Raw genomic sequence first — 24,699 nt, forward strand, 5'->3', positions numbered from 1 at the left:
ATTGGCATCTCGACTTCGCTCGATTCGAACGGAATCGAGGGTGATCCGACTGTTTGCTCCCACGCGAATCTGCGCTAAGCGCCCGCACCATGACCGAGAGCACGCCCGCCGCCGAACAGCGCGACTACCGCGACACCGTCTTCCTGCCCAAGACCGACTTCCCGATGAAGGCCGGCCTGCCGCAGAAGGAGCCGCTGATTCTGGCGAAATGGCTAGAGGGCAATCTGGAAGGACAGATTCGCGAGAGCCGCAAGGGCCGCGAGCAGTTCATCCTCCACGACGGACCGCCTTACGCGAATGGCGACATGCATATCGGCCATGCGCTCAACCATATCCTGAAGGACATGGTCGTCCGTACCCAGACGCTGAAGGGCAAGGACGCGCCGTATGTGCCCGGCTGGGATTGCCACGGGCTGCCGATCGAGTGGAAGGTCGAGGAGCAGTATCGCAAGAAAAAGCTCAACAAGGATGAGGTTCCGGTCGAGGAATTCCGCGCCGAATGCCGCGCCTATGCGCAGCATTGGGTCGACACCCAGCGCGAGCAGCTGAAACGCCTCGGCATCGGCGGCGACTGGGACCATCCGTACCTCACGATGGATTATGAGGCCGAGGCCACCATCGTTCGCGAACTGCTGAAGTTTGCCGCGAACGACATGCTCTATCGCGGCGCCAAGCCGGTGATGTGGTCGCCGGTCGAAAAGACCGCGCTCGCCGAGGCCGAGGTCGAATATGAGGATATCGTCTCGACCCAGATCGACGTCGCGTTCGAGATCGTCGAGAGCCCGATTCCCGAACTTGTGGGTGCATACGCACTCATCTGGACAACGACGCCTTGGACCATTCCTGTCAATCAGGCGATCGCCTATGGACCCGACATTGAATATGTTTTGGTTCGTTACGGCGACCGCAGATATCTGGTCGCCGAGGACCTCTGCTACGGGCTGTCGCTGCGCACCGGAGCCAATGAACGAGGCACTGGCGCACCTCCGAGTGGCGAAACTAAGGTAACGATCTACAAAGGCTCCGACCTCGTCGGCACCATCGCCCGCCACCCGATGCACGCGCTCGGCGGCTTCTTTGCGCGTCCGCGCCCCTTCCTCGCGGGCGATTTCGTCACCACCGACAGCGGCACCGGGCTCGTCCATATGGCGCCCGACCATGGCGAGGATGATTTCGATCTGTGCAAGGCGAACGGGCTCGATCCCGTCTTCGCGGTCGAGGGCGACGGCAAGTACCGCGCGGACTGGGCGTGGCTCGGCGGTCAGGGATCGGTGATCAACCCCAAGTTCAACGCGCCCGACGGCCCGATCTGTACCGACCTTCGCGACGCCGGCGCGCTGCTCGCCGCCAGCGCCGATTACAAGCACAGCTATCCGCATAGCTGGCGCTCGAAGGCAAAGATCATCTTCCGCTGCACCCCGCAATGGTTCGTGCCGATGGACAAGGTCATGACGCACATCGAGCCCAAGGCGCCGCGCGAGCAGCGCTGGGAGAGCGAAGGCGGCGCGATCAACCCGCATGAGGAGGGCCTCTGCGACGCGCCGACCTTGCGGCAGGCCGCGATGCACGCGATCGAGCGCACGCGCTTCGTGCCGCCCAAGGGCCGCAACCGCATCGGGTCGATGGTCGAGGGGCGCCCCGACTGGGTGCTCAGCCGCCAGCGCGCGTGGGGCGTGCCGATCACGCTGTTCGTCGACCGCAAGACCGGGCAATATCTGAACGACCCTGCCGTCAACGACCGCATTGTCGCAGCCGTTCGCGAGGGCGGCGTCGACGCATGGAGTGACGCGCGCGCGCAGGAATATCTCGGCGATAGCTACAACGCCGCCGATTACGAGCGCATCACCGACATTCTCGACGTGTGGTTCGATTCGGGCTGCACCCACGCCTTCGTCCTCGAAAGCGGCCGCTGGCCCGCGCTCGTCCGCCACGACGGCGGCACGCACAGCGCTGACCTCTATCTGGAGGGCAGCGACCAGCATCGCGGCTGGTTCCAGTCGAGTTTGCTCGAAAGCTGCGGCACCCGCGGCCAGGCACCATATAAGGCTGTCCTCACGCACGGCTTCACGATGGATGCCAAGGGCTTCAAAATGTCGAAGTCGCTGGGCAACACCATCAGCCCCATCGACCTGATGCGCGACTATGGCGCCGACATTCTGCGCCTCTGGGCGCTGAGCGTCGACTTCACCGAGGATCACCGCATCGGCAAGGAAATCCTCGCCGGCGTCGCCGACCAGTATCGCAAGCTCAGGAACACCTTCCGCTACCTGCTCGGCGCGCTCGACGGGTTCAGCGACGAAGAACGCATCACCGATGTCGCGGCGATGCCCGAGCTCGAACGCTATATGCTCTCGCTGCTCGCCGACCTCGACGCGAAGCTGGCGCAGGCCGTCGATGATTTTGACTATAATGCCTACACGCGCCTCCTCGCCGATTTCTGCAACGAGGATCTGTCGGCCTTCTATTTCGACATCCGCAAGGACGTCCTCTACTGCGACCTCGGCCCCGCCGCGCCGCTCGGCACCGACACCCGCCGCGCCTATCGCAGCGTGCTCGACGTGCTGTTCCACGCCCTCGTCCGCTACGCCGCGCCGGTGCTGGTGTTCACCAGCGAAGAAGTGTGGGGCACGCGCTATCCCGAAGCGGGCAGCGTGCATTTGCTGGAGTGGCCGGATCTCGATCAACTCGTGTGTCCCCGCGAAGGCGGGGATCCAGAACTGGCATCGGCCGACTCCACACTGGGTTCCCGCCTTCGCGGGAACACACAACTGGTCGAAAAATGGTCTGCTATCCGCAGCACCCGCGCGCTCGTCACCGAACGTATCGAACCGTTGCGCCGCGAAAAGACCATCCGCTCCAGCCTTGAAGCCGAAGTATGGCTCCCGAACGAAGCCGGCGACGTCGATTATGAGGAAATCTTCATCACCTCGACCGTTCATCAAGGCGATTGGGACGTGAAGCGCACCGAAAACCACAAATGCGGCCGCTGCTGGCGTCACCTTCCCGAAGTGACCGCCGACGGCGCCTTGTGCAATCGGTGCGAGACGGTATTGGACGCGCAATGAGCACGCGTTCTCCCCACCTGCGCTTCGGCCTGATCGTCGCCGCGGTCGCCTTCTGTCTCGATCAGCTCGTCAAATGGGTGGTCGTCGTGCCGCTGTCGCTCGAAACCCAGCCCTATGGGCAGATCGAGCTGCTGCCGGTCTTCAACCTGACCTGGGCGGAAAACTGCGGCATTTCGCTGTCGATGTTCGCCAAATGCAACGATACGACGCGCTGGACGCTCGTCGCGGTGACCGCCATCGTCGCGGCGGCGGTCGCGCTATGGATGACGCGCGAAAAGGCGCGGGGCGACGTCATCGCGCTCGCGATGATCCTCGGCGGCGCGCTCGGCAATATCATCGATCGCGTGCGTTTCGGCTATGTCGTCGATTTCGCCGATCTGCATTTCGGGGCCTTCCGCCCCTTCATGATTTTCAACGTCGCCGACGCCTGCATCACGCTCGGCGTGCTTTTGCTGGTTGCGCGCGCACTGCTCTTCGGCGAAAAGACCCCAGCGGCCGCCGATCAGGCGGCGAAAGAGTAAACGGGGCGCATAGGGAGTCTATTTGAAGTGAACCGGACCAAAGCCATCCTTGCCGCCTCGATCGTCGCGATGACGCTGTCGGCCTGCGGATCGAACAGCCTGTTCAGCCGCCAGCGCCCCGACGAAATGGCGGTGTCGCGGCAGGCGCCGCTCGTCGTGCCGCCCGATTTCTCGCTGACCCCGCCCGCCCCCGGCGCGGCGCGCCCCGGCAACGAAACCACCGCCGAACAGACGCTGCGCGCGCTCTTCGGCGGCGAATCGCCGCGCAGCCCGGCCGAAGACGCGATCATCGGCAGCGCCGACGGCGCGCGCGCCGACCCCGGTATCCGCAGCCAGGTCGGCAGCCCCGATACGCAGGTCGTCGACAAGGGCCTCGTCACCCGCGACATCATCGCCGCGCCGCAGGGCGACGGCCGCGAAGCCAGCGCGTCGATCCCCGGCGCATAAGGCTTCATATCCTGCAAAGGAAATCGGGCGGCCTCGGCCGCCCTTTTTCATACCCACCGCCCGCTCGCATGCGCTCCCACGGCCCAAGGCGCCGTCCTCTTCGTGTCTTTGTGTGCGAAACAGAAGATCAGCGCGCCCTCAATATCTCACACAAAGACACGAAGAAGGCAGCACATTCAGGAAGCGCTCTATTCTTGCGCCAGAGCACATTCATCAATGCATAGCATGGGTCAAATTGAATCAGGCACCCGTGTCTTTTCGACCATCAACCGGATCGCAACGGGAAACTTTTCAAGGAGAACCGACAAGGCATCCTGCCGTTTGCGCAACTCTTCTCGAGCCTGGTCGTGCATTGCCTCATCACGATATATTCGAGCCGATGCGGTTGCCCCGACAAGATTCCAAGCCTCGGCAAAAACGTCCTCTACAGATTTTGCAGTTACTGGATCAAAATAGAGCTTAACGTCTTGCACCTTTGCAAAAAAGTTTCGGATGATCTCGTCATCCAAACCGCCGACGCTACCTGTCGACTCCTGATACCCTCGGAATTCCCGGATGATCAACCGGCGTTCATTGAGCAACGACAGACGAAGCTCTTGTTCCTTGATCTTCTGTTGGCGGCGCGCAACCAAAGTCGCGGAAATAATGGCGCCAAACCCCGCCAATAATGTCGCTACTGACTCCGCGTTGACGCTGCGCCAAAAGGCCATGAACCATTCACTCAAGCCCGTGCGCCCGCTTCCTCGACCCCCGCGCTATTGTGACGCAGCGCTTTCAGCACGCAATCGACGATCTGCGGCGCATTCAGCCCCGCGGCGTCATATTGCGCCTGCGGCGAATCCTGGTCCTGGAACAGGTCGGGCAGCCGCATCGTGCGCAGCTTCAGCCCCGCGTCGATCAGCCCCGCGTCGCTCGCCAGCGTCAGCACATGCGCGCCCAGCCCGCCGATCGCGCCCTCCTCGATCGTCACGCAGACCTCGTGGCTCGCCAGTGTCTTGCGGATCAGTTCCTCGTCGAGCGGCTTGGCGAAACGCAGGTCGATCACGCTCGTCGACAGGCCGCGCGCTTCCAACGTGTCGGCGGCCTTCAGCGCCTCGGCGAGCCGCGTGCCGAGCGAGAAGATCGCGACCGTCTTGCCGGCGCGCACGACGCGGCCCTTGCCGATCTCCAGCTTCTCGGGCTTGTCGGGCAGCGGCACGCCGGTGCCATTGCCGCGCGGATAGCGAAAGGCGATCGGGCCGTCGTCATATTCGGCGGCGGTATAGGTCATGTGGACCAGCTCCGCTTCGTCGGCGGCCGCCATCACCACCATGTTCGGCAGCGTCGCCAGATAGGTGACGTCGAACGATCCCGCATGGGTCGATCCGTCGGCGCCGACCAGCCCGGCGCGGTCGATCGCAAAGCGCACCGGCAGATTCTGGATCGCGACATCGTGCACGACCTGATCATAGGCGCGCTGGAGGAAGGTCGAGTAAATCGCCGCGAACGGCCGCATCCCCTGCGCCGCGAGCCCCGCCGCGAACGTCACCGCATGCTGCTCGGCGATGCCGACGTCGAAACTCCGGTCGGGATGCGCCTTGGCGAATTTGTCGACCCCGGTGCCCGACGGCATCGCCGCGGTGATCGCGACGATGCGCGGATCGCTGTCGGCGAGCTTGGCCAGCGTTTCGCCGAACACATTCTGGTACGCGGGCGGGCCCGGCGGCGCCTTCGCCTGTTCGCCGGTGATGACGTCAAATTTCTGGACGCCATGATATTTGTCGGCCGCCGCCTCGGCGGGGGCATAGCCCTTGCCCTTCATCGTCACCGCGTGGATCAGCACCGGGCCATGGTCGCTGTCGCGGACATTCTCGAGCACCGGGATCAGATGGTCGAGATTATGGCCGTCGATCGGCCCGACATAATAAAAGCCCAGTTCCTCGAACAGCGTTCCGCCCATCGCCATGCCGCGCGCGAACTCGTCGGTCTTCCTCGCCGCCTTGTGCAGCGGCTGGGGCAGCTTGCGGGCGAAGCGCCGCGCGATCTCGCGCAGCTCGACGAAGGGCCGCGACGACACCAGCCGCGCCAGATAGGCCGACAGGCCCCCGACCGGCGGCGCAATCGACATGTCATTGTCGTTCAGGATGACGATCAGGCGATTGCCCGCCTGCTTGGCATTGTTCATCGCCTCATAGGCCATGCCCGCCGACATCGACCCGTCGCCGATCACCGCGATCGCGCGGCCGGGTTGGTTCTTCAGCTTGTTCGCGACGGCAAAGCCCAGCGCGGCGCTGATCGAGGTCGACGAATGGGCGGCGCCGAACGGGTCATATTCGCTCTCGCTGCGCTTGGTGAAGCCCGACAGCCCGCCACCCTGGCGCAGCGTGCGGATCCGGTCGCGGCGGCCGGTGATGATCTTGTGCGGATAGCATTGGTGGCCGACGTCCCACACGATCTTGTCGCGCGGCGTGTCGAAGACATAATGCAGCGCGGTGGTCAGTTCGACGACGCCCAGCCCCGATCCCAGATGGCCGCCCGTGGTTCCCACGGCGGAAATGGTTTCGGCGCGCAGTTCGTCGGCGAACTGGCGAAGCTGTTCGGGCTTGAGCTTGCGGAGGTCGGCGGGGACATCCACCGTGTCGAGCAGCGGCGTATGCGGACGGTCGGTCATCGGCCCGTCATAATGGTAAGCGCCGATAGTGTCGAACGAAAAGGCGCTATTCGCCCTCGTCCTCGGCTCGCTTGGCCGCACCGATCTGCGCATAAAGCCCGCGCACCATCAGGTCGGTGAACACCAGCATTACGCCGATCATCCCGATTAGCAGCGCCACCGCCGCGACCGGAAACGGCCCCAGGCTCTCGATCAGCCCGCGCCGCATCGCAAGCGCCAGCAGCACCGCCGCCGCCATCAACGCATAGCCGGCCAGGCGCGCGGCGCGGCTCATCGGCGCGCATTCGGACAGGGACGATCGGTCATCGCCATGCTCTAGCGGACCGCCGCGCCCGCGTCACCCCAGCCCCGCCGCGCGCATCCGGCGCCGCATCGCCTCTATCAGCAAGCGGACCGCGGGCAGGCCGGCGCGCGACTGTTCGAAAACCAGATGGACGGGCAAGGGCGGCGGCTGTTCGGCGTTGAGCAGCGCGATCAGGCGTCCGGCATCGACGCCGTCCATCACCTGATAGCTCAGCAGATTCGCGATACCGATCCCCGCTTCGGCGGCCGCCATCGCCGCATCGACGGTGTTCACCACCAGCCGCGGGCGCGGCTCGACCCGCCAGCGACGCTCGGCAAAATTCCACTCGCCCGCCGCGCGCGGTCCGGTCGAGATGATCAGATCATGGTCGGCGAGCGCGTCGATCGTCGCGGGCGCGCCCCGCCGCGCCAGATAGCCGGGGCTCGCGACCAGCATCTGCCGCACCGTGCCGATGCGGACCGCCTTCAGGCTCGAATCGGCAAGCGGCCCGATACGCAGCGCGATGTCGATGCCCTCCTCGACGATGCGGACATTGCGGTCGACCAGCATCATCCGCACCGCCAGCGCATCGTGCCGGGCGAGCAGGTCGCCGACCACGGGCAGGACATGCAGCCGCCCGAACATCACCGGCGCGGTCAGATAGAGTTGGCCGCGCGGTTCGGCCTCGCCGCCGCGCAGCGCCCGCTCGGCCCCCGCAAGATCGGCCAGGATACGCCGCGCCTGCCCCAGAAAGACCGCGCCCTCGTCGGTCAGCGCGACCGCGCGGGTCGAGCGGTGGAAGAGGCTCGTGCCGAGCCGCGCCTCGAGCGCAGCAATGCCCCGCGTCACCGCGGGCGGCGAACTGCCGATCTTGCGCGCGGCGGCAGCGAATCCGCCTTCGCTCGCCACCGCCACGAACATCTCGAGAGTTAGCAGCCGATCCATCGATTATTCCACATTTTGAAATAGAGATGTCCATCAATCGCTGATTATCGCGTCTGCGGCAACACGATAGATAGGGTTTGCGAGCGAGGGAGGCCCCAACCCCCGATCCCGGCGCCCCGCTCGCGCCCTCTTGCCCGAAGGTCACCTGCATGGCGCAACATTATCTCCGCACTTTGTTCACCGACGCGGCGCGGCGCCTGCAGGCCCAGCACGGATCGCGCGCCAGCTACGCACGGATGGAGGCCGACAGTGACGGCAGCGACATGCTGACCGCCCGCGAACTCGACTTCATTGCCGACCGCGACAGCTTCTATCTGGGCAGCATCACCGCAGAGGGCTGGCCCTATATCCAGCACCGCGGCGGCCCGCCCGGCTTTCTGCGCCCGCTCGGCGGCAATCGCCTCGGCTTCGCCGATTTTACCGGCAACCGCCAATATATCAGCACCGCCAATCTCGCCGGAAATCCGCGCGTGTCGCTGTTCCTGATGGACTATCCCAATCGCCGCCGGCTCAAGCTGATCGGCGAGGGGCGGATCGTCGACATCGCCGAAGATCCGGCGCTCGTCACCTCGCTGATGCCCGACGGCTACCGCGCAACCCCCGAGCGCGGCTTCGTGATCGATGTGGCGGGTTTCGACTGGAATTGCCCCCAGCACATAACGCCGCGCTTCACCGAAACCGAAATCTCCGCCGCCGTCCGACCGATGGCTGCCGAACTCAACCAGCTGCGCGCCGAGCTTGCCGCCCTGCGCGCGGCCCAATCCAGGAAGGAAGACCAATGACCAACAAATTGACGACCGGCGCGCACCATATCGGCCTCGCCGTTCCCGACCTCGAGGCTGCCCGCGATTTCTTCACCGAAGCGCTGGGCTTCGTGGTCGTCGGCGAACGCCCCTCCTACCCCGCGATCTTCGTGTCGGACGGCACCACGCTGCTGACGCTCTGGCGGGTCGAGGATCCCGCCACTGCGACGCATTTCGACCGGCGCAAGAATATCGGCCTGCATCATCTGGCACTGGGCGTCGCCGATCACGCGGCGCTGGGACAAGTGTTCGCCCGCGTGGAGGCGCATCCGGGCGTCCGTATCGAATTTCCGCCGCAGCCGATCGCCGAGGGCGCCCAGCCGCATCATTTCGTTTGCTTCATGCCCGGCGGCCTCCGTATCGAATTCGCCACCCCTTTCTGATCCCACCGACGGAGCCGCCGATGCCCTATGTCCATATCCGCATCACCCGCGAAGGCGCGTCCGCCGAGGCGAAGCGCGAGCTGATCGCCGGCGTCACCGACCTGCTCCAGCGCGTGCTGGGCAAGAATCCGGCGACGACCGTTGTGACGATCGACGAGGTCGATATGGACAATTGGGGTATCGGCGGGCTTCCCGTCGCCGAATTTCGCGCCGCGCAGGCGCAACAGGAGACACAGCGATGACCAGCGGCAACGCCCCCACCTTTGCCTCGATCATGTTCCTCACCGGCGTCGGCATCCCGATCCTCGCCGCGCTCAACGGCGGGCTCGGCGGGCGGCTCGGCAGCCCGATGGCGGCATCGGTGATTCTGTTCGGGCTGGCGCTGCTCGTCGCGCTGACCGGCGCGGTTGCGACCGGCGCGCTCGGCGACATCCGCTTTTCCGCCGACATTCCCTTTCATTTCTATTTCGGCGGGCTGTTCGTCGCTTTCTACGTGATCTCCGTGACCTTCATCGCGCCGCGCTTCGGGGTCGGCAATGCGATCTTTTTCGTGCTGGTGGGACAGCTGACGAGCGCCGCGATCATCGATCATTTCGGCTTGTTCGGCGCCCAGCGCTTTCCGGTCGACACCGCGCGGCTCGCCGGGATCGCGCTGATGGTCGCGGGGGTCTGGCTGGCGCGCCGCACCGGCTGACCGCACGTCGGCACGGGCGCTTTTGATCCACATCAAAGCGGACTGGCGCGACTCATGCTCGATAGTATAGGGTAATCACCCTAACTAGAGAAAATGGGAGCGGACAAGCCATGACGACCACGACGGCGCCCGCCGCGGCGCGCGAAGCCACCACTGCCAAGGATGCCAACCATGTCGACGTGCTGATCGTCGGCGCGGGGATTTCGGGCATCGGTTCGGCCTATCATCTCCAGCATCAATGCCCAGGCAAAAGCTATGCGATCCTCGAGATGAAGGACACGTTCGGCGGCACCTGGGAAACGCACAAATATCCCGGCGTCCGCTCCGATTCGGATCTCTACACCTTCGGCTACCGCTTCAAACCCTGGGTCGGTGCGCCGATCGCCAGCGCCGATGAAATCCTGAAATATATGGGCGAGGTGATCGAGGAAAACGGCATCGGCGACCATATCCATTACGGCCACCGCATCACCGCCTGCCGCTGGTCGAGCGAGACGAACCGCTGGACGGTCGAGGCGGTGCGCAAGGCCGATGGCGCCGCCGTCGTCTTCACCGCCAATTTCCTGTGGATGTGCCAGGGCTATTACGACCATGAAAAGCCCTATATCCCCGATTGGCCGGGCCTTTCGGACTACAAGGGCCAGTTCGTCCACGCCCAGCTCTGGGATCCCGCGACCGACTATGCGGGCAAGCGTATCCTAGTCATCGGATCGGGCGCGACCGCCGCGACGATCGTCCCCGCCTTCGCCGAAAAGGCGGCGCATGTGACGATGCTTCAGCGCTCGCCGACCTATTTCTTCTGCTCGGAGAACAAGAACGAACTTGCCGACCGGCTGCGCGAGGTCGGGATCGACGAGCCCACCGTCCACCGCGTCGTGCGCGCGCAAATCATGCACGATCAGGATCTGATGACGCGCCGCTGCCAGACCGAACCCGATCAGGTGTTCGAAGAGCTGAAAGAGCTGATCCGCGCCTTTTCGGGCGATCCCAACTTTGCGTTTGAGCCGCATTTCACCCCGAAATACCGCCCGTGGCAGCAGCGGCTCGCCTTCTGCCCCGAAGGCGACATCTTCCGCGCCGCGACGGCGGGCAAGCTGACCGTCGTCACCGACACGATCGACCACTTCACCGAAACGGGCGTCCGCACCGCCGACGGAACCGAGATCGAGGCCGATATCATCGTCGCCGCAACGGGCTTCAACCTCTCGGTCATGGGCGGCATCCCGTTCGAGGTCGACGGCAAGCCCGTCGATTGGGCCGATACCGTCACCTACCGCGGCATGATGATGACCGGGGTTCCCAACATGGCGTGGGTTATGGGTTATTTCCGCGCGAGCTGGACGCTGCGCGTCGACATGATGGGCGATTTCGTCTGCAATCTGCTCAACCACATGGACGACATTGGCGCAAAGAAGGTCGAGGTCGTGCTGCGCCCGCAGGACGAGGGGATGGCGATCCTGCCGTGGATCGAATCGGACAATTTCAATCCCGGCTATCTGATGCGCGGGCTCGACGCGATGCCGCGGCGCGGCGACAAGCCCGAATGGCGGCACAATCAGGATTACTGGGCCGAAAAGGACGCGTTCCCGCTCATCGACCTGCGCAGCGACGAATTCCGCTACGCCTGATCGCGATCCGGCGGATGGCTATTCGGCCATCCGCCGCTTGTGGTGGCGGGTGCGCCGCACGATCACGACGACGAACAGCGTCCAGCTGAGCAGCAGCGCCGCCCAGCCCCAATATTGCGTCGGCAGCGGGCCCATCATCCACGGACCGCCCATCCGCGGTCCCATCAACAGCGCGAGCGCCAGCAAGCTTGCGGCAAAGCCGACGCGCCGCATCCCGCGCCCGACGCCGAGCAGTTCGCGGCGATAGGCAGCACGTGCCTCGGGATCGTCCAGATCGGGTCGCATCGGCATCCTCCTACATCCCGCGATCGGCAAGATAGCGATTGATCTCTGCCCGTGAGGTCGCGGCGCTGCAACCGCCCGGCCGCTCGTACACACATTGACTGCCATCGGCAGAACAGGTCGTCGCGCGAAAATCGGGGGTCAGGGCGTCCGCATGTCCTTTCCAGACCAGCGCGGCGTTGAACTGGGCGGGGTCGACGCGCGGATCGCCCGGCGCCTGAACGAAGATCGGCACCCGCCGCTGCAGCCGCGCGTAGCCATAGACGCGGAAAACGCGATTGCCGACCACCGCCATGCCGCACAGTCCCGGCTTTGCGCGCAGCCGGTCGGAGGCCGCGGCGCTGAAAGGGGTCACGACCCGCCCCCCCAAATGATACAGCGCGGGCGCGACATAGGTCGCGGCGGCAAGCCAGCCCGCGCCCAGCACCAGCGTCACCCGCCACCCCTGTCGCCCCCGCTGCGCGCGCAGCGCAGCGATCGCATCGCCGGTACCGATACCCGCGAGCAATATGATCGCCGTCACCGATAGGATGATAAACCGATATTCCTTGTGGCCGATCGCCGAGTGGACCAGGATATTGGCGATCGCGACCACCGCGAGCAGCGGATAGCGCCGCGCGCCGAGCGTCGCCAGCACGAGGATTGGAGCGGTCCACAGGCCCCACAGCGCCAGAAGATCGACCGCATATTGGAATGGTCCCGACACGCCGTAACGCGCCGACACATTATCGACGATGTTGCGATCGACATTGTGCACCAACCATTCGAACGGCCAATGCCCCCCCGCAACATCGCTGACCGCGCCGATCGCCAGCCCGACCAAACCCCCGGCGACAAGCGGCCAGAGACTGCGCGGCCCGGCCCGCCAGACATGCACGAGCAGACCCAGCGCCAGCGCGGGCGCGACATGCGGCCGAAACACGACCGCCAGGCCCACGGCAGCGCCGATGATCGTCAGCTGTCGTGCGCAGCGCCCCGGAAGCCCGAGCAGCGCGATCGCTGGTGCCGCGAGCAAGGCCGCCATCTGTTCGGTCAGCGGATGCGGCGCAAAGGCGACGAGGTCGGGCCAGCATGCGGCGATCAGTCCGGCGGCCCAGAAATGCAGCCGCGACACGCGCGCGCCGATCGCCCCCGCCGCGGCGACGATGCCCAGCGACAATATCGCCATCACCATCCGCGGCAACCAGATGGTCAGGCTGCCGTCGGGGGCGATCCATTCGCCGAGCCGCATCGGCAGCGCGAGCAAGGCGGGATAAAGATCGCCGCGCATCCCGTCGCGATACTCCCAGGTCACGACCGAATAGCCGTGGAGCAAGCGGAACGCGCCTTCGAGATATTGGAAGACCTCGTCGGGGTGCAGCACGCTTTCCTGCCACGCCGCGACCAGCCGCAGTACGAGCGCCAGCGCCAGCAACGCCGTCCAGTCACGCCGCGACACCGTCCCCGCGGCGATGCCGCTATCGGGCACCATATATGCCTTCATGCTCAGATCATCCGGCGGGGCAATGGGCAAGGCCGGCCCCCGCACCCCGACCGGAAAGCCGCGACGCCCCTAGCCTTATTCGGCAGCGACGGGAAGATGGGCGACGATGGCGCGCAGCGCGGCGACATGCGCATCGAGCGCGCGGCGCCCGGCGCGGGTCAGCGAAGCCCATGTCCGCTGGCGTCCCCCGAGCGGCGCCTTGCGCAAATCGACATAGCCTTCGTGGACCAGCGCGGCGAGATGCTTGGACAGCACCGAATCGCTGACCTGAACCAGTTCACGAAGCTTGGCGAACTCCATCTCGCTGACCTTGGCGAGTAGCGCGGCGATCTGCAGCCGCGCCGGCGCATGCAGCGCCATGTCGATCCCGTCCATGGCTCAGGCGGTGCCCTTCAGCAGCTCGCGGCGATAGATGCGGCTCCAGGCGACGCTCGCGGCGACGGCGACGCCAAAGGCGATGGCGGCAATGCCCAGCTTCGTGCCCAGCGTCAGTCCGGCTTCGCGGGCGTGGATTTCGCCGAACATCGCCGCCAGCATCGCGCCGAGCAGCGCCAGCGTAACCGGCAAGGTCCGGCCCTTGCGATAGCCGTTGACGAACAGGCCATAACGCCGCCGGTCGTCGGCGACGAGCAGCACCACCGACAGCATCGCGACCGCGAACAGCGGCGCCATGATCGCGATGCCGAAACCCTGACCCAGCACGAGCAGCGCCATGACCGCGCCGAACGCCGCGTGGCGCCACGGCGGGCAATAGGTCGCCTTCAGTGCCAGGTCGCGCTGGACGTCATCGATGCTGTCGAGCGCGGCGCGGGCTTCGATCGGGTTCATGTCTCTTGCTCCTCGGGTCTGATGCGGAAACGAAGGGTGCCCCCGCATCACTTTCCATTTCGGAAAGCAATATTTCCGACTTTCCGATTCGGCAAGTGACAATTTTCCAGTCTGGAAAGTCAGTCGGCGACGATCCGCACCGGCATATGGACAAACCCGTGGAGGAAGGGGCTCGCCAGCCGCTCGGGCGCGCCTTGGGGTTCGATGCGGATGCCACGCGCCACGATTTCCTCGATCAGCGTACAAAGCTGGATTTCGGCCAGCCGCGCGCCCACGCAGCGGTGGATGCCGTGACCGAAGGCGACATGGCGCCGCGCATTGTCGCGGGCCACGTCGAAAAGGTCGGCTTGCGGAAACACACTCTCGTCGCGGTTCGCCGAAATATACCAGAGGATCACCTTTTCACCCCGACGGATCGTCTGTCCGCCCAGTTCGGTGTCGGCCATGCAGGTCCGCCGCATGTGCGTGACCGGCGATTGCCAGCGGATGATCTCCTGCGCCGCATTGGGGATCAGCGCGGGGTCGGCGCGCAGCCGATCGAGCTCGCCGGGAAAACGGTGCAGCGCCTCGACCAGCCCGCTCATCGAATTGCGCGTCGTGTCATTGCCCCCGACGATCAGCAGCGCGATGTTGGCGAGCCGCTCCATCGGGTTCAGGCTGCCCATCGCCTCGCTGTGGACCATGCGCGACAACAGGTCGTCGCTCGGCGGCAGCGCCTTGCGCGCTTCGAGCTCGCGGTCGAAGCGCGCCAGCATCGCGCCCATTTCGGCCATCCATTGCGCGCGATATTCCTCGCTTGCCGTCTCGGGCGAAACATTGCCGCCATAGTCGGACCATCGTTTGAGGTCGTGGCGTTCCTCCCACGGAAAATCGAACAATATGCACAGCATCCCGATCGTCAGCGGCACCGACACGTTTTCGACCCAGTCGAACGTCTCGCCGACCGGTAGCGCGTCGAACAGCTCGCGCGTCCGCTGCTTCACCGTCTTTTCGCGCTCCGCCATCTGGCTCGGGTTGAAGGCCGGGGCGATCACCTTGCGCTGCGCGGTGTGAACCGGCGGATCGGCGGCGATGAAATTGGGCAGGTTCGATTCGGGGGGCGGATCGGCGATGACGATATTGCCATTTTCCCACGACGAGGAAAATGTTGCCGGATCAAGTTCGACCGCCTGCACCAGCGCGTGCGTCGCGACCGACCAATAGCCGCCATAGGGGCTGTCGGGACACCAGCTCACCGGCATCTCGGCGCGCAGCCGCGCAAAAGGCTCGCGCCAGCGATCCTCGACATAGAGCGCGATGTCGCTGACATCGACCGGCGTGATCGCCCGCGCTTCGTCCATCACCGACGCCATATCGCACTCCCGCTATCGTTGCTTTGCGGGCGAGTGTAGCGGGGCCGGGCCGCGCCGCAAGCCGCGACGTGCGGGGAAAAAGGCCATGCGCCGCGCGACCCGCGGCGACGCATGGCGCGGCTTCACTTCTTGGGCGCGGGTGCCGGTGCAGTCTTTGCGGCCATCCTGCGATGCGCCGCAGCGTGGCGCCGGGCGGCGGCGTGCTTGCGCGCTGCCTGATGCTTGCGCGCCGCATGATGCCTGGCGGCAACTGCATGGCCTTCGCGCTGCATGCAATTGTCGGTCACCGTCTTCGAGCAATAGGGGGTCGCATCCTGCGCGACCGCCGCCGTTCCCGACAGCGCGAGCAGCGCGGCGGCGCCAAGCGTGGCGAGTTTGATCCTCAACATGACAGGCCTTCCTTTCATCCCGATGGGAAGGCGAAGATGGCACGCCCATCATGGCGCCCCTGCGTCCGCAACATTACAAAGGCGCAATGCGGACGGGAGGGCAGCATCGGCGAGCCGGGAGCGACGGACTTCGCCGCAACGCCGCGTCTGTTCTGCGGCGTCTATTTTCCGGTCGAAGCCGCTGCGAACTCGTGGACGAAAACGCCCGGCGTGCGGCTGTCGAATGCCGCTTGGAGCACACAGCTGGACGCCTTCAGCTGGGCGCACAAATGCTTCGCGGCCTCCCTGGCGCGGCGCGGCGTCATTTCGACCGTCGCATTGTCGAAATTGCCGTTGTAGCGGAAGGTCTGGATAATCCCGTTGCCCGACAGCGCGACCATCTCGCATGTGCGGCCGGGGTTGGCATCGCTACACGCCTTGACCGCCGTGTCGACCGCGACCTTGCTGTCGCGATAGCCGGTCGCAAGGTAAAGCTTGCCGTCATAGCCCTCATTGCCTTGCACCCATGCCCCGGCGCCGTAAATCTTGCGCGCCTCGGCGCCCGGACGATATTGTCGCCGCGACGAATTGAAGGTCATATAGATTTCGCACGGCAGCAGCTGCTGCGCGCTGCAATCCGCGAGCACCTTGTCCCGTTCTGAGCGGTCCTTGTCCAGCCACGCGTTGTAGAAATAGCCGACGCGGTCGCGGATGATCACCATCGACGAATTCCACCATTCGCCCGTCGTGGTGCAGCCGCCGCCCATCACGGCATTGCATGCGGCCCGCGCCTCACGCTCGGCGGCCCCGGCATCGCTGTAACCGCCCTCGAACCAGACATCGGCCGCGTCGGGATGCCAGGCGACCGCGGCATAGTCGCGGACGGGGGCCTGCGGTGCTGCAGGTTCGTCGTCATAGCCTCCGTCATCGTCGCGCACGCACAAGGGGACCGGGGCGATACCGTCGCCGCCGGGCGTCATGCCGACCATCCGTTCGCCGGGCCCCGGCCCGGGGCAAGGATAGGCCTGCGCGCGCGCCGACGGGGCAGCAGACAGCGCGGCCCATGCGATCAGCACGGCGAACAGGGGCCACCATCGGCGCGGCGGATTGACGGGATGCATGGCGAACCTCGCTTTCAGGATGGGCGTCAGCCGGAACGGCCAGTCTAGAGTCCATCGGGGGAAGCGACAGCAAGGGCCGGGTACCGGTACATCGGATACCGCGATGGACAGCCGCGCCGCGCGCGCCTATGGTGGCCGCGTCCCCGGGGAGCCTGCCGCGCAATCGCAGGTTGAGAGCGGAATAGACCGCGACCCGTCGAACCTGATCCCGGTAATACGGGCGGAGGGAGGGCGCGCGCTGGATCGTCACCGGACCGCTTGCCCCCCCTTCCCGTCCGTCAGGAAGGAAGGAGAGCGTGCCATGCCCGATGCTGCCATCCCCGCCGCCTCTTATACCGCGCAGGCGCCCGCCTGGTCGGCGCTGATCCTCGGCCTGTTCCTGCTCGCGGCCGCGATCGACGAGCTGCGCCGCCCCGGCCAGTGGCACCGGATGATCGAGGAGATCGAAGGCTCGCCCGCGCTCCAGATGCTCACCGGGCTGTTCGAGATCATCTTCGGCACCCTGCTCTACCTCGCCAATCGCGGCCCCGACGGCTGGCCTGCGGGCGATCCGCTCGCGCTCGTCCTCACCATCCTCGGCGGTCTCGCGGTGATCGAGGCGCTGGCGGTCACCGCCTTTGCCGATCTCTACGTCCGTTTCTGGATGCGCAAGCTGGGGACACGCACGCGCCCGCTCGCCATCCTCGCGCTCCTCCTCGGCCTCGGCTTCACCGCCGCGGGCCTCCTCCGTCTTGTCTGAACCCCACCCCAAGGAAAGCTGAACCCCATGGCCGACATCGATTCCCGCATTGAAGCCGCCGACCGCATCGGCGTCACCACCGGACCTATTCGGGGCAGCCGCAAGGTGCACATCGCCGGCCCCACCGGCAGCGGCATCCGCGTCGCGATGCGCGAGATCGACCTCGACCCGCATTCGGGCGAGCCCAGCGTCCGCGTCTACGACACGTCGGGCCCCTACACCGACCCCAATGCGAACATCGACATCGCGCAGGGTCTTCCCGAACTGCGCGCCGCGTGGATCCGCGCCCGCGGCGATGTCGAGGAAGTGACCCAGCGCGAGGTGCGGCCCGAGGATAACGGTCAGCTCGGCCCCGACCGGTCGGGCGGCGTCCCCGCCTTCCCCAACGTCAAGAAGCAGGTGCTGCGCGCCAAACCCGGCCATAACGTCAGCCAGATGCACTACGCCCGCCGCGGCATCATCACGCCCGAGATGGAATATGTCGCCACCCGCGAAAATCTCGGCCGCGAACGCCTGAGCGAATATATCCGCGACGGGCAGGACTGGGGCGCCAGCATCCCCGATTATGTCACCCCCGAATTCGTCCGCGACGAGGTTGCGCGCGGCCGCGCGATCATCCCCAACAACATCAACCACCCCGAAAGCGAGCCGATGGCGATCGGCCGCAATTTCCTGGTCAAGATCAACGCCAATATCGGCAACAGCGCGGTCGCATCCGACGTCGCGAGCGAGGTCGACAAGATGGTCTGGTCGATCCGCTGGGGCGCCGACACCGTCATGGACCTGTCGACCGGGCGCAACATCCACGACACGCGCGAATGGATCATCCGCAACTCCCCCGTCCCGATCGGCACCGTCCCCATCTATCAGGCGCTCGAGAAAGTCGGCGGCATCGCCGAGGAGCTGACGTGGGAAATCTTCCGCGACACGCTGATCGAACAGGCCGAGCAGGGCGTCGACTACTTCACCATCCACGCCGGCGTCCGCCTGCCCTACGTCCCGCTCGCCGCGAAGCGCGTCACCGGCATCGTCAGCCGCGGCGGCAGCATCATGGCGAAATGGTGCCTCGCGCATCACCGCGAGAGCTTCCTCTACGAACGCTTCGACGAGATTACCGAGATCATGAAGGCCTATGACATCGCCTATTCCTTGGGCGACGGCCTCCGCCCCGGCAGCATCGCCGACGCGAACGACGAGGCGCAGTTCGCCGAGCTCTACACGCTGGGCGAGCTCACCAAGCGCGCCTGGGATCAGGATGTGCAGGTGATGATCGAGGGGCCGGGGCACGTGCCCATGCACAAGATCAAGGAGAATATGGACAAGCAGCTCGAAGCGTGCGGCGAGGCGCCCTTCTACACGCTCGGGCCGCTCACCACCGACATCGCGCCGGGCTACGACCATATCACCAGCGGCATCGGCGCCGCGATGATCGGCTGGTACGGCACCGCGATGCTTTGCTACGTCACGCCCAAGGAGCATCTCGGCCTGCCTGACCGCGACGATGTGAAGGTCGGCGTCGTCACCTACAAGCTCGCCGCCCACGCCGCCGACCTTGCCAAGGGCCACCCCGCCGCCAAGGTCCGCGACGACGCGCTATCGAAAGCGCGCTTCGAATTCCGCTGGCGCGACCAGTTCAACCTGTCGCTCGACCCCGACACCGCCGAGCAGTACCACGACCAGACGCTCCCCGCCGAGGGCGCCAAGTCGGCGCATTTCTGCAGCATGTGCGGGCCGAAATTCTGCTCGATGAAGATCAGCCAGGAAGTGCGCGAGTTCGCGAAGCTGCAAAATCAGGACAGCGCCGGCTTCATCGCCGCCGAAGAGGCCGAAAAGGGCATGGCGAAAATGAGCGAGGTTTATGAGGAAACCGGGCGCGAGCTGTATATGGGGGCTGGTGGGCGCGAGCACGATTGAATCGTGCGACCTATTGGCGCGAGGCTGGGAGCCTCGCGCCAATTCGGACGTTTATCGTCGCCAGAAAAACAACCTTTACGGTGTTATATCTTGTCACCCTGATGCATTGATCGTGTGGAGGTTGATGCCTTAACGACATCGCTCCATCTTTGATCGGGTTTGAATTGCCCCCCCATGCGACGCGCCATACGTTCTGCGCCCAAAACCAGCTTTTGTTCGTAGCTTTGTGTCTTACGAGTATTTTCGTTCATGACCTTCGCTCCCTTTGCTGATTATGAAGTATGTTTCGCACATTGGTTGTAGCAGCGCTATAGCGAATTGAGGGGATGGGCACGATGAGCGATGAACCGAAGGCTATCACACACCCAGAATTGATTGTCGGCATCGCAGGTCCGATTGGCATCGATGTGAACACCATCGCCGATGAGATCGATCGCGCATTACAAGATGTCGGATACGGATCGTTCACCATCCGTGTAACTGACGAGATGAAACATTACCCCGCCGCTGGCGTCGTCTCGGCTGGCACCGACTATTTCAGCTCGATGATGTTCAAAATGGACTATGCAAACAAACTGTGCGCCGATGCAGCTGATCCAGCGAGATTGATGCGCATAGCGATACAGGCCATTTCCGTAATCCGTGACACACATTTACCGGACAGCGACGAAGAGGAGATGAGCGACGAGGCTTTGTTCGAAGGACACCAAGCCGTTTTGCCCGAAACTGCGTATATTATCCGTCAGTTGAAAAGACCTAGTGAGGTAGCTTTGCTGCGACGCATATATGGGAAGCAGTTTGTTTTGGTATCGGCCTATGGGTCGGAAGAGCATCGTAGGGAAAGGATAAGGGAAAGCATCCGAAACAGCCTCCCTATTTCAACGCCAGAGCCGGTTATCGCGCAAAAGGTCGAAGAGATAATAATTAGAGATTACGACGAAGGAGATAGCGCGCACGGCCAGCACCTGCGTGACACATTCCATCTGGCAGATGTCTTTGTCGACGGGATCAATAAGGACAGAATGAAATCTGGCCTCGAAAGATTTTTCCAAGCTTTCTTTGGCCGTGTGGACATCGGACCTAGCAAGATAGAATACGGGATGTATGCCGCGAAGGGTGCATCCCTTCGTTCGACAGACCTTTCCCGTCAAGTTGGGGCCGCTATTTTTTCTGCAGATGGTGAGCTTATCACGCAGGGGTGCAATGAAGTCCCCAAGGCTTTCGGTGGAACTTATTGGGACGGAGAAGAACCCGACTATCGAGATGTACAACTAGGATATGATCCTAACGACCATATGAAAAAGGAGGTTATGCGCGACCTCCTAGAGCGCCTAAGCAAAGCAGGGCTATTGGTTCAAAATCCCAAGCTTGCTTCTTCAGACGATTTTGTCGACTCTCTGCTTGGACGTGGCGAACGAAACAACAATGCTCACCATGGGTGCCTTCAAAATTCATTTTTAAATGACCTTACAGAATATGGTCGAGTAGTTCATGCCGAAATGTTATCTATATGTGATGCAGCGAGGCTAGGTAAATCTGTAAAAGGATCTATACTTTTTTGTACTACTTTCCCGTGCCATAATTGCACGAAGCACATTTTAGCCTCAGGCATAAGACAGGTCATTTTCATGGAGCCTTATCCCAAGAGCAGAGCAAAGCAGCTTCATAAGAATGAAATTGAGATAGAAAAGACAAGCGAGACCCGTGTAGCATTTGTCCCATTTCTCGGAATATCTCCATATAGATACCGTGACATATTTGAAAAACGCTCCCGTAAATCTGCTGGAAAAGCCATAACTTGGTACAGAGGCGAGCCTCGTCCGCTTGTTGATGTCGCAGCGCCAGCCTATCTCGACAATGAATTTCTCGAAATTAGCAAGCTTGGCGGCAGTTTTCAGCCATCTCTATTATAAAATGATGTACGTGCAGTGTCTCGCACAAGCGATGTGCTACCGCCTGCCAGTCGCCCCCACACCATGCTACACTCCCACCCATGCGCGCCCGGAACCCCCTCTACGTCATGGCCAAGCCGCCGCCGGAGGTGCAGGCGGCGATCGTCGCGCTGCCGCGCAACGATCCTTCACGCGGCCCCGAACTTCTCCATGTCACGCTCATCTCGCTCTACGACTTGCATTATGCGCCGCCCGAATGGCTGCCCGCGACCATCGCCGCGCTGGACGGCTTCGCCGCGGCGCCCTTCCCGCTCGCCTTCGACCGGATCGAGAACCGCAAGGCGGTGACGCTGCGGACGCGTGGGGCCCTGGCCGGGGCGCGGGCGTTCCAGAAGGCGCTGGTCGACCATCTGCTCCTCGCAAAGGCGCCGATCATGGACGGCACCACTCCCGAACCGCATATCACGATCAACTATCGCGGCGACCGGCTGGGCGCCCAGAAGATCCCGCCGATCGGCTGGACGGTGGACGAGATCATCCTGACCGAAAGCATCGTCGGCAAGACCACGCATGTCGAACATGGCCGCTGGCGGCTGCGTGGGGATGCGGGCTGAGCGGTTGCGTCCATCCACTTTCGAAAATCCGCCCTGTCGCGCATCGATGGCGGACACGCCGTCACCCGAAGTAGCGACGAAACCAGCCCCGCTTTCGGCGAACGACCGGCGACTGGCCGGAAATGCGCAGCAGATATTGGCCCAGAATCGCCGCTTGCTGTTTGGTCATCAATATCCGGAACAGGTCGGGATCGTGCGCCTTTGCCGCTTCCGAAGATTGCACACTTTCCAGCCGGAGCATGATGCGGTCGCCCGCGTCATGATGGTCCCAGCCGACCAGTGCCCCGAAACTCTCCATCATCCCGCCTCTCCCCCCACCCTCGTCGCGCGGCCGATGCCGTTGGCGCGATAGGGGCTTTTACCAGAGCGGCGGCAAAATGTCGTCCAATGGCCGAAAAAGCCGCCAGTCCGCGGCCCCCGCAAAAACCCCTTTCCTACATTGCCCCGCCATGGTTCATCCTGTTCGATGACCCAACCCAAATCCCCTGCTCGCCCCGCGCCGCCGCGTGATCCGGCCTTGCAAGGCCCGGCGCCGCAAAGCCTGATCGCCGCGCTGTCCGCCTTCACCCCCGCGCAGCTTCAGCGCCGGCGCAGCACCGGCTGGACCCCCGACCGCCAGCGCAAATTTATCGAGGCGCTCGCTGCAACGGCCTGCGTGACCGAAGCGGCGGCGAGCGTCGGGTTGTCGGCGACGTCGGCCTATAATCTCCGCCGCCGCCCCGATGCCCATGCGTTCCGCCATGCGTGGGATGCCGCGATCGATTGCGGGATGCGGCGGCTGGTCGACGCCGCGCTGGCGCGCGCGGTTCACGGCGTGCCCGTCCCCATATTCTACAAGGGCGAACAGGTGGGCGAGCGGCGCGAATATCCCGAACGGCTCGCAATGTTCCTGATGCGCGCGCACGACCCCCGTCGTTTTGCCGCCGCCGGTTCGGGCGATGCGGGCCGCGGCGCCGCGCCCGCCCATGGCGACCCCGCCGAGGCTCGACTGGCCGAGGCGCTCGCGCAGATCGGCGCGCCCACCGACCCGCAGCCCACCCCGCCGCCTGCTCCGCCGCTGCGCCTGCCCGGCCCCGCTGCCGAGGACGGCGACGGCGCGGAACCAAGTGACTGATTTCATGGGCCCCGAGGTGACAAGTTTGACAAGTTAGAGCGGCGAGCCATTAATATAAGCCGTTTGCCCTGAGCTTGTCGAAGGGCCATTCTTTCTTTTAACGCCGCAAGAAGAAGGACGGTGCTTCGACAAGCTCAGCACAAACGGATTTGGAGATGATGCGCATTTAACGCATGAGGCTCTAAGGCACAGCAAGACAGAATGACCGACACCACCGCCACCGGCCCCGATGCGGGCGCAACCTTCTATCACGGCACCCGCGCCGACCTTGCCGTCGGCGATCTGCTCGCCGCGGGCTGGACCAGCAATTACGACACGGAAAAACCGCTCTCGTGGATCTATTTCTCCGCCGCGCTCGAATCGGCGATCTGGGGGTGCGAGCTTGCCGCGGGTGACGGGCGCGAGCGCATCTATATCGTCGCGCCGACCGGCGACTGGTTCGACGATCCCAATCTCACCGACAAGAAATTTCCCGGCAACCCGACGCGCAGCTACCGCAGCCGCGCGCCGCTGCGCATCGTCGGCGAAGTCGAAAGCTGGACCCCGCACCCGCCCGAGGTGCTGCAGGCGATGAAGGACGGCCTCGCCCGGCTGAAGGCCGAGGGGAAGGATATGATCATCGACTGACCGGGCGGGCGGGGCCGCGGCGCCGCCGGGATCAGCTGCCCCGGCGCTCGTCCGTGTAGAAGGGCCGGTCGCCGGCGATCGTCACCCGCTCCATCCGGCGCACCGCGGGGAAATAGTCAGACGCCGCATAATGCTGGCCGGCGCGATTGTCCCAAAAGGCGATCGATCCCGCCTCCCAGCGAAAGCGGCACTGATATTCGGGGATGGCCGCCTGCGCATAGAGATGCGCCAGCAGCCAATCGCTCTCCTTCTCGCTCAGCCCCTCGATTTGGCTGGTGAAGGCGGTGTTGACATAGAGCGCCTGCTCGCCGGTTTCGGGGTGGGTACGCACGACCGGGTGGCGCTGCGGCGGATATTTGTCGTGCAGTTCCTCGGGCCGCTTGCCCAGTCGGCGGGCAAAGACGCGCGCGATGTCGTGGACCGCGGTCAGGCTGCGGCACCAGTCCTGCATCGCCGGCGACAGGCCGCGAAAGGCGGCGCCCATGTCGGCGAACAGCGTGTCGCCGCCGACCGGGGGAACCTCGACCGCGCGCAGGATCGACCCCAGCGACGGTTCGGCGCGCCAGGTGACGTCCGAATGCCACGCATTCTCCTGCCCCTTCGAATTGGGGCCGTGGGCGATGTGCAGCACTTCGGGATCGGGCTGGTCCTTCGGCGTTGCAGGGTGGATTTCCAGCGTCCCGAAGCGGCGGGCAAAGGCGATATGCTGCTGGGCGGTGATGAACTGGTCGCGAAAGAAGATCACCTTGTGCGCCAGCAGCGCGGCGCGGATTTCGGCGATGGTCTCGTCATCCTGCTCGGCCGACAGGTCGATCCCGCCGATCTCGGCGCCGATCGACGGGGTCATCGGCATGACTTTCAGGCGGGCAAAACTGCGCGGCGACGCGGCGACGTTCATGGCATCTCTCTCCAACCGTTCCTGTTTTCGGCGGCGAATAGGCGCCTT

The 24,699-nt window shown here is 64.4% G+C and carries 28 protein-coding genes and 1 riboswitch; of the genes, 14 read left to right on the plus strand and 14 right to left on the minus strand.

From position 1 onward, the window contains the following. Positions 1-89: 89 nt before the first annotated feature. From ileS to ATE59_RS14085, 3 genes are read left to right on the plus strand one after another with little or no spacing between them, the layout of a single operon-like run. Positions 90-3,065 (plus strand): isoleucine--tRNA ligase, encoded by a 2,976-nt coding sequence (ileS, locus tag ATE59_RS14075; RefSeq protein WP_058812948.1) that lies wholly within the window; start codon positions 90-92, stop codon positions 3,063-3,065. Continuing rightward, positions 3,062-3,586 carry a signal peptidase II gene (lspA, locus tag ATE59_RS14080; RefSeq protein ID WP_003040966.1) on the plus strand — a complete coding sequence of 175 codons (525 nt, stop codon included), beginning with the start codon at positions 3,062-3,064 and terminating at the stop codon, positions 3,584-3,586. The genes ileS and lspA overlap by 4 nt, the downstream gene beginning before the upstream one ends. Positions 3,587-3,613: 27 nt before the next feature. Continuing rightward, the gene (locus ATE59_RS14085; RefSeq protein ID WP_003040968.1) at positions 3,614-4,033 is read left to right on the plus strand and encodes a DUF3035 domain-containing protein; all 420 of its coding nucleotides are present in this window, start codon (positions 3,614-3,616) and stop codon (positions 4,031-4,033) included. Between the two features lie 230 nt (positions 4,034-4,263). On the opposite strand, the gene ATE59_RS14090 is transcribed toward ATE59_RS14085, so the two are convergent. The 4 genes from ATE59_RS14090 to ATE59_RS14105 form a co-directional block, all read right to left on the minus strand. After that, the gene (locus ATE59_RS14090) at positions 4,264-4,758 is read right to left on the minus strand and encodes a hypothetical protein (protein ID WP_156416795.1); all 495 of its coding nucleotides are present in this window, start codon (positions 4,756-4,758) and stop codon (positions 4,264-4,266) included. Further along, a complete protein-coding gene (dxs, locus tag ATE59_RS14095; RefSeq protein ID WP_058812950.1) occupies positions 4,755-6,683 on the minus strand; it encodes a 1-deoxy-D-xylulose-5-phosphate synthase in 1,929 nt (642 codons plus the stop codon). The genes ATE59_RS14090 and dxs overlap by 4 nt, the downstream gene beginning before the upstream one ends. Positions 6,684-6,729: 46 nt before the next feature. Beyond that, positions 6,730-6,957 (minus strand): hypothetical protein, encoded by a 228-nt coding sequence (locus tag ATE59_RS14100; RefSeq protein ID WP_058812951.1) that lies wholly within the window; start codon positions 6,955-6,957, stop codon positions 6,730-6,732. A 63-nt stretch (positions 6,958-7,020) separates the two neighbouring features. Further along, positions 7,021-7,911: a LysR family transcriptional regulator gene (locus ATE59_RS14105; RefSeq protein ID WP_058812952.1), complete on the minus strand. Its 891-nt coding sequence runs from the start codon at positions 7,909-7,911 to the stop codon at positions 7,021-7,023. A 149-nt stretch (positions 7,912-8,060) separates the two neighbouring features. Here ATE59_RS14105 and ATE59_RS14110 point away from each other — a divergent pair, with 149 nt between their 5' ends. From ATE59_RS14110 to ATE59_RS14130, 5 genes are all read left to right on the plus strand, one after another. Beyond that, positions 8,061-8,693, plus strand: coding sequence for a pyridoxamine 5'-phosphate oxidase family protein (locus ATE59_RS14110; RefSeq protein ID WP_058812953.1), 633 nt, complete (start codon positions 8,061-8,063; stop codon positions 8,691-8,693). Continuing rightward, positions 8,690-9,097 (plus strand): VOC family protein, encoded by a 408-nt coding sequence (locus tag ATE59_RS14115; RefSeq protein ID WP_058812954.1) that lies wholly within the window; start codon positions 8,690-8,692, stop codon positions 9,095-9,097. Before ATE59_RS14110 ends, ATE59_RS14115 begins: the two co-directional genes overlap by 4 nt. 20 nt (positions 9,098-9,117) lie before the next feature. Further along, positions 9,118-9,339 carry a tautomerase family protein gene (locus ATE59_RS14120; RefSeq protein WP_058812955.1) on the plus strand — a complete coding sequence of 74 codons (222 nt, stop codon included), beginning with the start codon at positions 9,118-9,120 and terminating at the stop codon, positions 9,337-9,339. Beyond that, complete coding sequence (locus ATE59_RS14125) at positions 9,336-9,791, plus strand: DMT family transporter (protein WP_003040993.1); 456 nt, start codon at positions 9,336-9,338, stop codon at positions 9,789-9,791. Before ATE59_RS14120 ends, ATE59_RS14125 begins: the two co-directional genes overlap by 4 nt. A 110-nt stretch (positions 9,792-9,901) precedes the next feature. Further along, on the plus strand, positions 9,902-11,419 hold the full coding sequence (locus ATE59_RS14130) for a flavin-containing monooxygenase (protein ID WP_058812956.1): 1,518 nt from the start codon (positions 9,902-9,904) through the stop codon (positions 11,417-11,419). Positions 11,420-11,437: 18 nt separating this feature from the next. On the opposite strand, the gene ATE59_RS14135 is transcribed toward ATE59_RS14130, so the two are convergent. From ATE59_RS14135 to ATE59_RS14165, 7 genes are all read right to left on the minus strand, one after another. Beyond that, positions 11,438-11,704 carry a hypothetical protein gene (locus tag ATE59_RS14135; RefSeq protein WP_156416796.1) on the minus strand — a complete coding sequence of 89 codons (267 nt, stop codon included), beginning with the start codon at positions 11,702-11,704 and terminating at the stop codon, positions 11,438-11,440. Positions 11,705-11,714: 10 nt separating this feature from the next. Next, entirely contained in the window at positions 11,715-13,184 is a 1,470-nt protein-coding gene (locus ATE59_RS14140) for a hypothetical protein (RefSeq protein WP_058812958.1), read from the minus strand. 75 nt (positions 13,185-13,259) lie between these two features. Continuing rightward, positions 13,260-13,559 carry a transcriptional regulator gene (locus ATE59_RS14145; RefSeq protein ID WP_058812959.1) on the minus strand — a complete coding sequence of 100 codons (300 nt, stop codon included), beginning with the start codon at positions 13,557-13,559 and terminating at the stop codon, positions 13,260-13,262. A gap of 3 nt (positions 13,560-13,562) precedes the next feature. Further along, positions 13,563-14,012: a hypothetical protein gene (locus ATE59_RS14150; protein ID WP_058812960.1), complete on the minus strand. Its 450-nt coding sequence runs from the start codon at positions 14,010-14,012 to the stop codon at positions 13,563-13,565. Positions 14,013-14,131: 119 nt separating this feature from the next. After that, positions 14,132-15,364: a cytochrome P450 gene (locus ATE59_RS14155; RefSeq protein ID WP_058812961.1), complete on the minus strand. Its 1,233-nt coding sequence runs from the start codon at positions 15,362-15,364 to the stop codon at positions 14,132-14,134. A gap of 122 nt (positions 15,365-15,486) precedes the next feature. Then, positions 15,487-15,753 (minus strand): hypothetical protein, encoded by a 267-nt coding sequence (locus tag ATE59_RS14160; protein ID WP_058812962.1) that lies wholly within the window; start codon positions 15,751-15,753, stop codon positions 15,487-15,489. Between the two features lie 161 nt (positions 15,754-15,914). Further along, entirely contained in the window at positions 15,915-16,853 is a 939-nt protein-coding gene (locus ATE59_RS14165) for a DUF4189 domain-containing protein (protein ID WP_058812963.1), read from the minus strand. Between the two features lie 134 nt (positions 16,854-16,987). Then, positions 16,988-17,099, plus strand: a riboswitch (TPP riboswitch). 55 nt (positions 17,100-17,154) lie between these two features. On the opposite strand from ATE59_RS14165, the gene ATE59_RS14170 reads away from it, so the two are divergent. Both ATE59_RS14170 and thiC read left to right on the plus strand, forming a co-directional pair. Further along, positions 17,155-17,592, plus strand: coding sequence for a hypothetical protein (locus tag ATE59_RS14170; protein WP_058812964.1), 438 nt, complete (start codon positions 17,155-17,157; stop codon positions 17,590-17,592). A gap of 27 nt (positions 17,593-17,619) precedes the next feature. Next, entirely contained in the window at positions 17,620-19,506 is a 1,887-nt protein-coding gene (gene thiC / locus ATE59_RS14175; protein WP_058812966.1) for a phosphomethylpyrimidine synthase ThiC, read from the plus strand. Between the two features lie 83 nt (positions 19,507-19,589). Here thiC and ATE59_RS17880 read toward each other — a convergent pair whose 3' ends face one another. Continuing rightward, the gene (locus ATE59_RS17880) at positions 19,590-19,757 is read right to left on the minus strand and encodes a hypothetical protein (protein ID WP_156416797.1); all 168 of its coding nucleotides are present in this window, start codon (positions 19,755-19,757) and stop codon (positions 19,590-19,592) included. A gap of 84 nt (positions 19,758-19,841) precedes the next feature. On the opposite strand from ATE59_RS17880, the gene ATE59_RS17635 reads away from it, so the two are divergent. Together ATE59_RS17635 and ATE59_RS14190 are read left to right on the plus strand one after the other, a co-directional pair. Next, positions 19,842-21,419 (plus strand): anti-phage dCTP deaminase, encoded by a 1,578-nt coding sequence (locus tag ATE59_RS17635; protein ID WP_082657439.1) that lies wholly within the window; start codon positions 19,842-19,844, stop codon positions 21,417-21,419. Between the two features lie 80 nt (positions 21,420-21,499). Beyond that, the gene (locus ATE59_RS14190; protein WP_156416798.1) at positions 21,500-22,012 is read left to right on the plus strand and encodes a 2'-5' RNA ligase family protein; all 513 of its coding nucleotides are present in this window, start codon (positions 21,500-21,502) and stop codon (positions 22,010-22,012) included. Positions 22,013-22,073: 61 nt separating this feature from the next. Here ATE59_RS14190 and ATE59_RS14195 read toward each other — a convergent pair whose 3' ends face one another. Further along, positions 22,074-22,313, minus strand: a complete 240-nt coding sequence (locus tag ATE59_RS14195; protein WP_156416799.1) for a hypothetical protein — start codon at positions 22,311-22,313, stop codon at positions 22,074-22,076. Positions 22,314-22,478: 165 nt separating this feature from the next. Between ATE59_RS14195 and ATE59_RS14200 the strand changes: the two genes are divergently transcribed. Together ATE59_RS14200 and arr are read left to right on the plus strand one after the other, a co-directional pair. Beyond that, complete coding sequence (locus tag ATE59_RS14200) at positions 22,479-23,126, plus strand: hypothetical protein (RefSeq protein ID WP_156416800.1); 648 nt, start codon at positions 22,479-22,481, stop codon at positions 23,124-23,126. Positions 23,127-23,327: 201 nt separating this feature from the next. Continuing rightward, positions 23,328-23,753: an NAD(+)--rifampin ADP-ribosyltransferase gene (gene arr / locus ATE59_RS14205; RefSeq protein WP_058812977.1), complete on the plus strand. Its 426-nt coding sequence runs from the start codon at positions 23,328-23,330 to the stop codon at positions 23,751-23,753. A 31-nt stretch (positions 23,754-23,784) separates the two neighbouring features. On the opposite strand, the gene ATE59_RS14210 is transcribed toward arr, so the two are convergent. After that, positions 23,785-24,651, minus strand: a complete 867-nt coding sequence (locus ATE59_RS14210; RefSeq protein WP_058812979.1) for a TauD/TfdA dioxygenase family protein — start codon at positions 24,649-24,651, stop codon at positions 23,785-23,787. Positions 24,652-24,699 lie beyond the last annotated feature (48 nt).

The sequence above is a fragment of the Sphingopyxis sp. A083 genome (assembly GCF_001468495.1).
Classification (GTDB): Bacteria; Pseudomonadota; Alphaproteobacteria; order Sphingomonadales; family Sphingomonadaceae; genus Sphingopyxis; species Sphingopyxis terrae.

Coding starts and splice junctions, on each gene's coding strand:
- ileS (WP_058812948.1), top strand. CDS start 90: ATGACCGAGAGCACGCCCGCCGCCGAACAGCGCGACTACCGCGACACC.
- ATE59_RS14210 (WP_058812979.1), bottom strand. CDS start 24,651: ATGAACGTCGCCGCGTCGCCGCGCAGTTTTGCCCGCCTGAAAGTCATG.
- ATE59_RS14200 (WP_156416800.1), top strand. CDS start 22,479: ATGACCCAACCCAAATCCCCTGCTCGCCCCGCGCCGCCGCGTGATCCG.
- ATE59_RS14105 (WP_058812952.1), bottom strand. CDS start 7,911: ATGGATCGGCTGCTAACTCTCGAGATGTTCGTGGCGGTGGCGAGCGAA.
- ATE59_RS14125 (WP_003040993.1), top strand. CDS start 9,336: ATGACCAGCGGCAACGCCCCCACCTTTGCCTCGATCATGTTCCTCACC.
- ATE59_RS14160 (WP_058812962.1), bottom strand. CDS start 15,753: ATGTTGAGGATCAAACTCGCCACGCTTGGCGCCGCCGCGCTGCTCGCG.
- ATE59_RS14135 (WP_156416796.1), bottom strand. CDS start 11,704: ATGCGACCCGATCTGGACGATCCCGAGGCACGTGCTGCCTATCGCCGC.
- lspA (WP_003040966.1), top strand. CDS start 3,062: ATGAGCACGCGTTCTCCCCACCTGCGCTTCGGCCTGATCGTCGCCGCG.
- ATE59_RS14115 (WP_058812954.1), top strand. CDS start 8,690: ATGACCAACAAATTGACGACCGGCGCGCACCATATCGGCCTCGCCGTT.
- dxs (WP_058812950.1), bottom strand. CDS start 6,683: ATGACCGACCGTCCGCATACGCCGCTGCTCGACACGGTGGATGTCCCC.
- ATE59_RS14145 (WP_058812959.1), bottom strand. CDS start 13,559: ATGGACGGGATCGACATGGCGCTGCATGCGCCGGCGCGGCTGCAGATC.
- thiC (WP_058812966.1), top strand. CDS start 17,620: ATGGCCGACATCGATTCCCGCATTGAAGCCGCCGACCGCATCGGCGTC.
- ATE59_RS14190 (WP_156416798.1), top strand. CDS start 21,500: ATGCGCGCCCGGAACCCCCTCTACGTCATGGCCAAGCCGCCGCCGGAG.
- ATE59_RS14110 (WP_058812953.1), top strand. CDS start 8,061: ATGGCGCAACATTATCTCCGCACTTTGTTCACCGACGCGGCGCGGCGC.
- ATE59_RS14195 (WP_156416799.1), bottom strand. CDS start 22,313: ATGATGGAGAGTTTCGGGGCACTGGTCGGCTGGGACCATCATGACGCG.
- ATE59_RS17880 (WP_156416797.1), bottom strand. CDS start 19,757: ATGAACGAAAATACTCGTAAGACACAAAGCTACGAACAAAAGCTGGTT.
- ATE59_RS14165 (WP_058812963.1), bottom strand. CDS start 16,853: ATGCATCCCGTCAATCCGCCGCGCCGATGGTGGCCCCTGTTCGCCGTG.
- ATE59_RS14150 (WP_058812960.1), bottom strand. CDS start 14,012: ATGAACCCGATCGAAGCCCGCGCCGCGCTCGACAGCATCGATGACGTC.
- arr (WP_058812977.1), top strand. CDS start 23,328: ATGACCGACACCACCGCCACCGGCCCCGATGCGGGCGCAACCTTCTAT.
- ATE59_RS14130 (WP_058812956.1), top strand. CDS start 9,902: ATGACGACCACGACGGCGCCCGCCGCGGCGCGCGAAGCCACCACTGCC.
- ATE59_RS17635 (WP_082657439.1), top strand. CDS start 19,842: ATGAGCGATGAACCGAAGGCTATCACACACCCAGAATTGATTGTCGGC.
- ATE59_RS14170 (WP_058812964.1), top strand. CDS start 17,155: ATGCCCGATGCTGCCATCCCCGCCGCCTCTTATACCGCGCAGGCGCCC.
- ATE59_RS14100 (WP_058812951.1), bottom strand. CDS start 6,957: ATGAGCCGCGCCGCGCGCCTGGCCGGCTATGCGTTGATGGCGGCGGCG.
- ATE59_RS14120 (WP_058812955.1), top strand. CDS start 9,118: ATGCCCTATGTCCATATCCGCATCACCCGCGAAGGCGCGTCCGCCGAG.
- ATE59_RS14140 (WP_058812958.1), bottom strand. CDS start 13,184: ATGAAGGCATATATGGTGCCCGATAGCGGCATCGCCGCGGGGACGGTG.
- ATE59_RS14155 (WP_058812961.1), bottom strand. CDS start 15,364: ATGGCGTCGGTGATGGACGAAGCGCGGGCGATCACGCCGGTCGATGTC.